This window comes from Protofrankia sp. CiP1_Cm_nod2 (assembly GCF_920664355.1).
GTDB lineage: Bacteria > Actinomycetota > Actinomycetes > Frankiales > Frankiaceae > Protofrankia.
Map to the genome: position 1 here is coordinate 1 of NZ_CAKKTL010000204.1, position 9,402 is coordinate 9,402.

9 protein-coding genes are annotated in these 9,402 nt (G+C 71.5%); all 9 read left to right on the forward strand.

Features of this window, described 5'->3' with window-relative positions:
• The coding region (locus NBW84_RS18955) for a PHB depolymerase family esterase (protein WP_250286081.1) at positions 1–973 on the forward strand (973 nt) is incomplete at its 5' end.
• A gap of 177 nt (positions 974–1,150) precedes the next feature.
• A complete protein-coding gene (dxr, locus tag NBW84_RS18960) occupies positions 1,151–2,386 on the forward strand; it encodes a 1-deoxy-D-xylulose-5-phosphate reductoisomerase (protein ID WP_250286082.1) in 1,236 nt (411 codons plus the stop codon).
• A 76-nt stretch (positions 2,387–2,462) separates the two neighbouring features.
• The gene (locus NBW84_RS18965) at positions 2,463–3,656 is read left to right on the forward strand and encodes a M50 family metallopeptidase (RefSeq protein WP_250286083.1); all 1,194 of its coding nucleotides are present in this window, start codon (positions 2,463–2,465) and stop codon (positions 3,654–3,656) included.
• A gap of 127 nt (positions 3,657–3,783) precedes the next feature.
• Positions 3,784–4,935, forward strand: a complete 1,152-nt coding sequence (gene ispG, locus NBW84_RS18970; RefSeq protein ID WP_250286084.1) for a flavodoxin-dependent (E)-4-hydroxy-3-methylbut-2-enyl-diphosphate synthase — start codon at positions 3,784–3,786, stop codon at positions 4,933–4,935.
• A gap of 18 nt (positions 4,936–4,953) precedes the next feature.
• Positions 4,954–5,805, forward strand: coding sequence for a GNAT family N-acetyltransferase (locus NBW84_RS18975; protein WP_250286089.1), 852 nt, complete (start codon positions 4,954–4,956; stop codon positions 5,803–5,805).
• 228 nt (positions 5,806–6,033) lie between these two features.
• Positions 6,034–7,107 carry an ABC transporter substrate-binding protein gene (locus tag NBW84_RS18980; protein ID WP_250286085.1) on the forward strand — a complete coding sequence of 358 codons (1,074 nt, stop codon included), beginning with the start codon at positions 6,034–6,036 and terminating at the stop codon, positions 7,105–7,107.
• A 34-nt stretch (positions 7,108–7,141) separates the two neighbouring features.
• On the forward strand, positions 7,142–7,903 hold the full coding sequence (locus NBW84_RS18985) for an ABC transporter ATP-binding protein (RefSeq protein WP_250286086.1): 762 nt from the start codon (positions 7,142–7,144) through the stop codon (positions 7,901–7,903).
• Positions 7,893–8,789 (forward strand): ABC transporter permease, encoded by an 897-nt coding sequence (locus NBW84_RS18990; protein ID WP_250286087.1) that lies wholly within the window; start codon positions 7,893–7,895, stop codon positions 8,787–8,789. The genes NBW84_RS18985 and NBW84_RS18990 overlap by 11 nt, the downstream gene beginning before the upstream one ends.
• 21 nt (positions 8,790–8,810) lie before the next feature.
• On the forward strand, positions 8,811–9,266 hold the full coding sequence (locus NBW84_RS18995) for an RrF2 family transcriptional regulator (RefSeq protein ID WP_250286088.1): 456 nt from the start codon (positions 8,811–8,813) through the stop codon (positions 9,264–9,266).
• Positions 9,267–9,402: the final 136 nt, after the last annotated feature.

Genomic DNA, 9,402 nt, shown 5'->3' on the forward strand with positions numbered 1-9,402 from the left:
CACCGAGGCCGGGCAGCGGGACGGCGCGGCGGGCGGCCCTGACGCCGCCAGCGTGCTGCCGGGGGCCGTCGGCGGCGCCAGAGCCGGCGCTGGCGCCGGTACGCCGCGGGCGTCGGCGTCACCGGCTGTGGTGAGCGGATGCGTGTCCGGCAAGAGCATCCCGGCCGGATCGAGCAATCAGACGCTGCGGGTCGGCGCGGACACCCGTGGTTATCAGCTTGCCGTCCCCCCCGTGAGCACCCCGGCCAGACCACTCCCGCTGATCGTCGTCTTCCACGCCGCCGGGGAGAACGCCGCCGCGGTGGAGGGCTACACCCATCTGGGCCAGGCCGGCGCCAGGTCCGGTTACGCGGTGGCCATCCCGGACGGCGTGGCCGGGAAGTGGAACTCCGCCCGCGGCCCCGCGGCCGGCCCGGACGACGTGGCCTTCGTGACCGCGCTCGTCGGCGACCTGACCGCGCGGATGTGCCTGGACGCCCGGCGGGTCTTCGCCACCGGCCTCGCGGACGGCGCGGACATGGCGGTGGCCGCGGCCTGCGCGCTGCCCGGCGTGTTCGCCGCGGTGGTACCGGTGGCCTTCGCCGCTGTGCCCGCCACCTGCGCCTCCCCGGCACCGAGCCTGCTGGCCATCCACGGCGCGAGCGACCCGGTGACGCCGCTGGAGGGCGGCGCAGCCGAGCCGGTGCAGGCCAGGCTGGACCGCTACGCCGGCTTCGTGGGCTGCGGCCCGGCGGCCCCCTGGATCGACGACACCAGGTCGCTCGCCCTGCGGCGGCTGATCTACACGGCCTGCCCGGGCGGGCGTGACGTGGGCCTGCTGGCGGTGCAGGGCGGCGGGCACGTCTGGCCGGACCCCGACGCCGACCCGCCCAGCGGAGCGGCCCGCGCGCGGTTCAGCGCCTCGGAGGTCGCTCTGGCCTACTTCCGGGGGCATCCGCAGCCGGCGCCGGCCACCACCCCGCCGGGCGGATGACTACTTCTGGTAACCCCGCGTCCGGGAAATCGGGATACCCGGGACGACAGGCCGCGGCTATGGCAGCGGCTATGACAAATGCCATATCGACGGTGACCGCCGCCCTCTTCCGGGCGCGGATGGTCCTGCCCAGGCAGGGCCGGGTGTCGGCATGCGAACAGGTGTCGTCGTAGCCGGATGACGCCTGCGACAATGGTCCACGTGGTCGAGTCACCGTCCCCGCGTGAGGTTGTCCTGCTCGGTTCGACCGGTTCCATCGGGACCCAGGCCATCGATGTGGTGAAACGCAATCCCGACCGGTTCCGCGTGGTGGCGCTCACCGGCGGCGGCGGCAGGGTCGACCTGCTGGCCGCCCAGGCGCTGGAGCTGGGCGTCGAGGCGGTGGGCGTGGCCCGTGCCTCCGCCGCGCAGGACCTCCAGCTCGCCTTCTACGCGGAGGCCTCCCGGCGGGGCTTCCGGCGCGGCGAGTACGCCATCCCGAAGATCCTCACCGGGCCGGACGGCGCCACGGAGGTCGCCGCCTGGCCGTCCGACGTCGTTCTCAACGGCATCACCGGGTCGGTGGGCCTCGCCCCGACGCTCGCGGCGCTGCGGGCGGGCCGCACGGTGGCCCTGGCCAACAAGGAGTCGCTCGTCGCCGGTGGCCCGCTGGTGCTCGACGCCCTCGGCGGCGACCCGTCCCGGCTCGTCCCGGTGGACTCCGAGCACTCCGCGCTCGCCCAGTGCCTGCGCGGCGGCCGGGCCGCCGAGGTGCGCAAGCTCGTCCTGACCGCGAGCGGTGGGCCGTTCCGTGGCCGTACCCGTGAGCAGCTGGGCGAGGTGACACCCGAGCAGGCCCTGGCGCACCCGACGTGGGACATGGGCCCGCTCGTCACGATCAACTCGGCCACCCTGATGAACAAGGGCCTCGAGCTGATCGAGGCGCACCTGTTCTTCGGCGTGCCCTACGACGACATCGACGTGGTCGTCCACCCGCAGTCGCTGGTGCACTCGATGGTCGAGTTCACCGACGGATCCACGCTCGCCCAGGTCTCCCCGCCGGATATGCGGCTGCCGATCGCCCTCGCGCTCGGCTGGCCCGACCGGGTGCCGCACGCCCAGGCCCCGATGGACTGGCGCCGGGCGCAGTCGCTGACCTTCGAGCCGCTGGACGCCACGGTGTTCCCCGCCGTCGACCTCGCACGCGAGGCCGGCCGTCGCGGGGGGACCGCGCCGGCCGTCTTCAACGCCGCCAACGAGGAGGCGGTGGCGGCCTTCCTCGACCACCGGCTGCCCTTCGTGCGCATCGTCGACGTGGTGGCCGAGGTGGTCACGGCGCACACCGTGGTGCAGCGTCCGAGCCTGGACGAGGTCCTGGACACCGAGCGGGACGCGCGCGCCCGGGTGCGCTCCCTCATCGATCAAGGAGCCTGATCGAGACGTGATGCCTTCGTGACCGAGAGGTACCCAGTAGAAGCGTGTAGTGCTGTGATCGGGGCGTGAGCGCACCATGACCAACGCAGTCGGCATTGTCGCGTTCGCGCTGGCACTGCTCGTCTCGATCCTGTTGCACGAGGCCGGCCATTTCATGACGGCCCGTCACTACGGTATGAAGGCGTCGAAGTTCTTCGTCGGGTTCGGCCCCACCCTGTGGTCGCGCACCCGGGGCGAGACCGAGTACGGCATCAAGGCGCTGCCGGTCGGCGGGTTCGTCAAGATCGAGGGGATGACCCCGCTCGAGGAGATCGACCCGGCCGACGCCCACCGGGCGTTCCACACCCGGCCGGCCCACCAGCGGGCCGTCGTGCTGGTGGCCGGGTCGTTCATGCACTTCGTCATCGCGCTGGTACTGATCTACGGCGTGCTGCTGGCGCTGGGCACCTCACGCCCCAGCGAGAACACGGTCGGCAGGACGGTCTGCGTGCCGGTGGCGAACGGGTGCGCCCCGGGCGCGCCGGCCGGGCCGGCCGAACGCGCGGGCGTGCGCGCGGGCGACCGGGTGGTCAGCTTCGACGGCACGCCGGTCACCAGCTGGAACCAGTTCACCCGCCTCATCCGCGCCCACGGCGCGGGGGCCGCGCCCCTGGTGGTCGAGCGCGCCGGCCGGACCGTCACGCTGTACCCGGAGCTGGTCTCGGTCATGCGTGACCGGCAGACCGGGCTCGCCGGCAACGACCCCGTCGGGGCGATCGGGATCGCACAGGGCTACGAGACCGTCCGGTACAACCCGGTCTCGGCCGTGCCGAAGACCCTGAGCGTCATGGGCGGCGGTGTCACCGGCATGTACGACACGCTCACCCACCGGCTCGGCGAGCTCACGAACCTGTTCAGCCCCGACCGCGACCCCAACGGGCTGGTCGGTGTGGTCGGCGCGGCCCGCGTCGGTGGTGAGCTGCTGTCCGCCCCGGACTCCTCCGCGAGCCAGCGGATAGGCGACTTCATCGTTCTCGTAGCCGGGGTCAACCTGGCGGTCGGCCTGTTCAACCTGCTGCCGCTGTTCCCGCTCGACGGTGGGCACCTGGCGGTGCTCGGTTTCGAACAGGCCCGCCACGGTGTGCGCAGGCTCGCCGGCTACCGGGGCCCGACCAAACGTGTCGATCTTGCGAAGCTCATGTTCGCGGCGTATGTAATGGTCGCCTCCTTCGCCCTACTGAGCCTGCTCATCCTGTTCGCCGACATCATCAACCCGATCAGATTCAACTAGCCGGTCAACGAGGGTGTGATCAGAACTTTTTACGCCGCCGATATCCGGAAACCGGCGAGTGGTAACACCTCGTGACTTTCGTCCAGTTTCTGACCTTCGTGACCATCGACACGCCAGTGAGGACATCGTGACCGTAACTCTCGGCATGCCTGAGGCGCCGGCCCTCTCGATTGCCTCCCGGCGCCGCAGCCGGCAGATTCGCGTCGGCAACGTGCCGGTCGGCGGGGACGCGCCCGTCTCCGTCCAGTCCATGACCACGACGCTCACCTCCGATGTCAACGCCACCCTGCAGCAGATCGCGCAGCTGACCGCGGCCGGCTGCCAGATCGTGCGGGTGGCCGTCCCCAGCCAGGACGACGCGGACGCGCTGCCCGCCATCGCGAAGAAGTCGCCGATCCCGGTGATCGCCGACATCCACTTCCAGCCGAAGTACGTGTTCGCGGCGATCAGCGCCGGCTGTGCCGCCGTCCGCGTCAACCCCGGGAACATCAAGGAGTTCGACGACAAGGTCGGGGAGATCGCCCGGGCCGCCATCGACGCCGGCACCCCGATCCGTATCGGGGTCAACGCGGGCTCGCTGGACAAGCGCCTGCTGGCCAAGTACGGGCGGGCCACCCCCGAAGCGCTGGTGGAGTCGGCGCTGTGGGAGTGCTCCCTGTTCGAGGAGCACGGCTTCACCGACATCAAGATCTCCGTGAAGCACCACGACCCGGTCGTGATGGTCCAGGCGTACCGGCTGCTGGCGCAGCGCTGCGACTACCCGCTGCACCTCGGGGTCACCGAGGCGGGCCCGGCGTTCCAGGGCACGATCAAGTCGGCGGTGGCCTTCGGCGCACTGCTGTCCGAGGGCATCGGGGACACGCTGCGGGTCTCGCTGTCCGCGCCCCCGGTCGAGGAGGTCAAGGTCGGTATCGGGATCCTGGAGTCCCTGGGCCTGCGGCAGCGCACTCTGGAGATCGTCTCCTGCCCGTCCTGCGGCCGTGCCCAGGTCGACGTGTACAAGCTGGCCGAGGAGGTCAGCGCCGGGCTGGACGGGCTGACCGTGCCGCTGCGGGTCGCTGTCATGGGCTGCGTGGTCAACGGCCCCGGTGAGGCGCGCGAGGCCGATCTCGGGGTGGCCTCGGGCAACGGCAAGGGCCAGATCTTCGTCCGGGGCAAGGTCATCAAGACCGTGCCCGAGGCCCAGATCGTGGAGACCCTCATCGAGGAGGCCATGCGGCTGGCCGAGGAACTGGAGGCTGACGGCGTTTCCGGTGAACCGTCGGTTTCGGCCAGCTAACCTCGAATACTCGTGACCATGGGCCTGCCGCTGCGTTCCGCTCCCATCCGCCTGCTCGACGACCACGACCTGCCGGCGGTGCGGGAGGTGCTGGCACGTAACCCGATCGCCGACGTGTTCGTCGCCTCCCGCGTGCAGGTGTGCGGGCTCGCTCCCTGGCGGCTCGGGGCGCAGATGTGGGGCCATGTGGTCGACGGCAGGCTGGCCGCGCTGTGCTATTCGGGGGCGAACCTCTGGCCCGTGGCGGCGGGCCCGGCGTCGGCGAAGGTGTTCGCCGAACGGGCCCGTCGCCAGGGCCGCCGGTGTTCCTCGATCGTCGGGGTGGCCGAGACGGTGCTGGCGATGTGGCGGCACCTGGAACCGGGCTGGGGGCCGGCCCGCGAGGTCAGGGCGGACCAGCCGCTGCTGGCGATCTCCGGTCCGCCCGCGGCCGCTCCGGATCCGGCCGTCCGCCAGGTGCGGCCGGACGAGCTGGACGTGCTGCTGCCGGCGTGCGTGGCGATGTTCACCGAGGAGATCGGGGTGTCCCCGGTCCGTGACGGCGGCGGCGCGCTCTACCGGGCCCGGGTCGCCGAGTTCGTCAACCAGCGCCGTTCCTTCGCCCGTATCGAGGACGGGCGCGTGGTGTTCAAAGCCGAGATCGGCGCGGTCGCCGGGGACGTCTGCCAGATCCAGGGGGTCTGGGTGGCCCCGGAGCTGCGAGGCAGGGGGATCGGGACGGCGGGCACGGCCAGCGTCGTGGCGCTGGCGCAGGCCACCCTCGCGCCCGTGGTGAGCCTCTACGTCAACGAGTACAACCATGCCGCCCGCCGGGCCTACGACCGGGTGGGCTTCCACCGGGCCGGGACCTTCGCGTCGATCCTTTTCTGACCGTCCGCTCCTGATTTCTGACCGTCTGTTCCTGATGTCTGTTCCAGGCGGTCCGCCGGCCGCCTGTTCTGGCTGTCCGCTGCCGAGTCCCCACCGGCTGTTTTCCAATCGTTTCTGTGAACAAAGAGCCGGGATGGCGACCTTGTCGTAAGTCTGGCATCCTCTCCTTCTCAACCACTTCTATCGAATTTCGTGGCGCTGTGTGCTGCCACGGTGGAGGGAAGGCTCATGTCCTCGAGGAGGCTGTGGCGCCGGGTCACGCCACTGCTCACGGCCGGCGCGCTGGCGTTGGCACTGGCGGCCTGCTCGAGCGGGGGAGACGACAAGACCGTCACGCCCGCCAACACCGGCGGCAGCCCGACCGGCACCCTGCGGCTCGGTTATTTTCCCAACCTCACCCACGCACCCGCCGTTTACGGCATCGATCAGGGCATCTTCGCGCAGAAGCTCGGCCCGGGCGTGAAACTGCAGACCTCGACGTTCAACTCGGGCGTCCAGGCATCCGAGGCGCTCATTTCCGGTGCGCTGGACGCCACCTATATCGGGCCGAACCCGGCGGTCAACACCTTCACCAAGTCCAAGGGCGAGGCCGTCCGGATCATCTCGGGGGTGACCTCCGGCGGCGCCGGGCTGGTGGTGAAGAGCGGCATCACCTCGGTCGAGCAGCTGCGGGGCAGGACGATCGCCAGCCCGAGCCTGGGCAACACCCAGGACGTGGCCCTGCGCTACTACCTCAAGCAGCACGGCCTGGCCACCGACAAGAGCGGCGGCGGTGACGTCCAGATCCGTCCGCAGGACAACACGGTCACGGTGGACGCCTTCAAGTCCGGTGCCATCGACGGCGCGTGGGTGCCCGAGCCGACCCTGTCCCGGCTGGTCTCCGACGGCGGGAAGCTGCTGGTCGACGAGGCGACGGAATGGCCCGGCGGCAGGTTCGTCACCACGCTGCTGCTGGTGCGCACCGACTACCTCAAGAGCAACCCCGAGATCGTCAGGCGTCTGGTGGAGGCGAACGCCGCCTCGGTCGACGCCCTCAACGCCGACCCGGTCAAGGGCCGGGACGTGACCAACCAGGGGCTGGCGAAGCTGTCCGGCAAGCCGTTGGCCGACGCCGTCATCGAGCCGGCCTGGAAGCGCCTGACGTTCACGGTCGACCCGGTCGCGTCGTCGCTGGTCGCCTCGGCCGATCACGCGACCGAGCTCGGCCTGCTGCCCAAGGCCGACCTGAACGGCATTTTCGATCTCACGGCCGTGAACGCGCTGCTGACGGCTAGCGGCAAGCCGTCGGTGGCCGCGCAGTAGCTACACCTTCCGGAGGAGCAGGGAGCAGCTTCCAGTGACCGCTGTCATCGACGCGAGCGCGGTCCGGATCGACGGTGTGAGCCGGGTCTTCGGGTCCGGCTCACACCGCGTCCACGCACTCGACAACGTCTCCTTCGACGCCCGGCCGGGGGAGTTCGTCTGTCTGCTGGGCGCCTCCGGCTGTGGGAAGTCGACACTGCTGGGCATCCTCGCCGGCATCGACCGGCCCACGTCCGGCACGGTCGACGTGGGCGGCCGCCAGGTCGGGCTGATGTTCCAGGACTCGGCGCTGCTGCCGTGGCTGACCGCCGGGGGGAACGTCGCCCTGCCGATGAGGATCCGCGGCGTCCCCCGGGCCGACCGGAAGGCCCGGGTCGAGGAGCTGCTCAGGCTGGTGCGTCTCGCCGGCCTGGCCGACAAGCGTCCGCACGAGCTCTCCGGCGGCATGCGCCAGCGGGTCAGCCTCGCCAGGGCGTTCGCCCAGGAGGCGGACGTGCTGTGCATGGACGAGCCCTTCGGCGCGCTCGACGCGATGACGCGCGACCTGCTGCACGACGAGCTGGAACGGATCTGGCGGGAGACCGGCGTGACCATCCTGTTCGTCACCCACGACGTGCGGGAGGCGGTGCGCCTCGGCGACCGTGTCGTGCTGCTGTCGAGCCGGCCGGGGCGGGTGGCCGAGATCTTCGACGTCGGGCTGCCGCGTCCCCGCCGTATCGACTCGCCCGACGTGGCCGCGCTGGCCGTGGCCATCACCGACCGGCTGCGTGAGGAGGTGGTCCGCCATGGCCACTGAGGCCACGGTCGCGTCCGACGCCGATGTGGCCGCCGACGTCGACGCCGCGCTCGCCGGGCTCGACGCCCTCGAGACGGCCGTCGAGCCCCGTCCCCCGCGCGCGCTGAGGATCTGGTCGGCGACCTGGCCGAAGCTGGGCGCGGTCGTCATCTTCCTGCTGCTGTGGCAGGTCGTGGTGTGGAGCGGCTGGAAGCCCTCCTATGTGCTGCCCGGCCCGGGCGAGGCCCTGTCGGACCTGGCCGAGAGGGTCACCACCGGTGACTTCTGGTCGGCCGCAGCCCGCACCCTGCAGCGGGCCGTGGCCGGGTACGCGCTGGCCATCCTCATCGGCGGGATCGTCGGTGTGGCCGTGGCCCGGTTCTCCCTGCTGCGCTCCGCGGTCGGGTCGTTCATCACGGCGCTGCAGACCATGCCGTCCATCGTCTGGTTCCCGCTGGCGATCATGCTGTTCAAGCTCACCGAGTCCGCGATCCTCTTCGTCGTCGTGCTCGGCGCGGCGCCGTCGATCGCCAACGGTGTCATCAGCGGCATCGACTACGTCCCGCCCCTGCTGACCAGGCTCGGCCGGACCATGGGAGCGCGTGGCCTGCAGCTCTACCGGCTGGTGGTGGCACCGGCGGCCCTGCCGTCGGTGCTGGCCGGGCTCAAGCAGGGCTGGGCGTTCGCCTGGCGCAGCCTGATGGCCGGCGAGCTGCTCGTCGTCGTCCCCGGCCATCCCTCCATCGGCTCGGACCTGGAGGACAGCCGGCAGCTGCTGGACACGGTGGGTGTGCTGGCGATGATGATGACGATCTTCATCATCGGGGTGCTGGTGGACGCCGCCTTCAACGCCGGCGACCGCCGGCTGCGCGCCCGCCGGGGGCTGCTGCCGCCTCAGTCACGCTGAGTGATCCGGCAAGATGGGTGCATGCAGATCTCCGCGCGAGCCGACTATGCCCTGCGTGCGTTGCTCACCCTGGCCGCGTCCAACGGCGGCCTCGTCAAGGGTGAGACGCTGGCGACCGCGCAGGATCTGCCGCTGCGCTTCCTGGAGAACATCCTCACCGACCTGCGCCGCAGCGGCCTGGTGCTCAGCCGGCGAGGGGCCGACGGCGGCTACCGGCTCTGCCGGCCGGCGAACGAGATCACCGTGGCGATGGTCATCCGGGCCACCGACGGCCCACTGGCCAGCGTCCGGGGCCGCCGGCCGGAGGAGGCGGTGTACGAAGGCGCCGCCAAACATCTCCAGGAGGTGTGGATCGCCGTGCGGGTCAGCATACGCCGGGTCCTTGACGAGGTGACGCTCGCCGACATCGCCAGCGGCCGCCTGCCCCCGATCGTCGGCGAGCTCGGCCAGGACCGTGACGCCTGGGTCGGCCGCTGAAGCCCGCGTCCTCAGACGCCGGGCAGCGCCCGGACGGCCCGCTCCACCGGCTGGCCCGCGGCGAGGCGCGCCTGCTGGCCGCGCACCGCCGTGCCCGCCAGCACGTCGACCACCAGCGCGCGCAGGTCGCCGGCCC

What these genes read in the sequence shown, in the direction of transcription:
- dxr (WP_250286082.1), top strand. Translation starts at nt 1,151, where the DNA reads ATGACGCCTGCGACAATGGTCCACGTGGTCGAGTCACCGTCCCCGCGT.
- NBW84_RS18995 (WP_250286088.1), top strand. Translation starts at nt 8,811, where the DNA reads ATGCAGATCTCCGCGCGAGCCGACTATGCCCTGCGTGCGTTGCTCACC.
- NBW84_RS18975 (WP_250286089.1), top strand. Translation starts at nt 4,954, where the DNA reads ATGGGCCTGCCGCTGCGTTCCGCTCCCATCCGCCTGCTCGACGACCAC.
- NBW84_RS18990 (WP_250286087.1), top strand. Translation starts at nt 7,893, where the DNA reads ATGGCCACTGAGGCCACGGTCGCGTCCGACGCCGATGTGGCCGCCGAC.
- NBW84_RS18980 (WP_250286085.1), top strand. Translation starts at nt 6,034, where the DNA reads ATGTCCTCGAGGAGGCTGTGGCGCCGGGTCACGCCACTGCTCACGGCC.
- NBW84_RS18965 (WP_250286083.1), top strand. Translation starts at nt 2,463, where the DNA reads ATGACCAACGCAGTCGGCATTGTCGCGTTCGCGCTGGCACTGCTCGTC.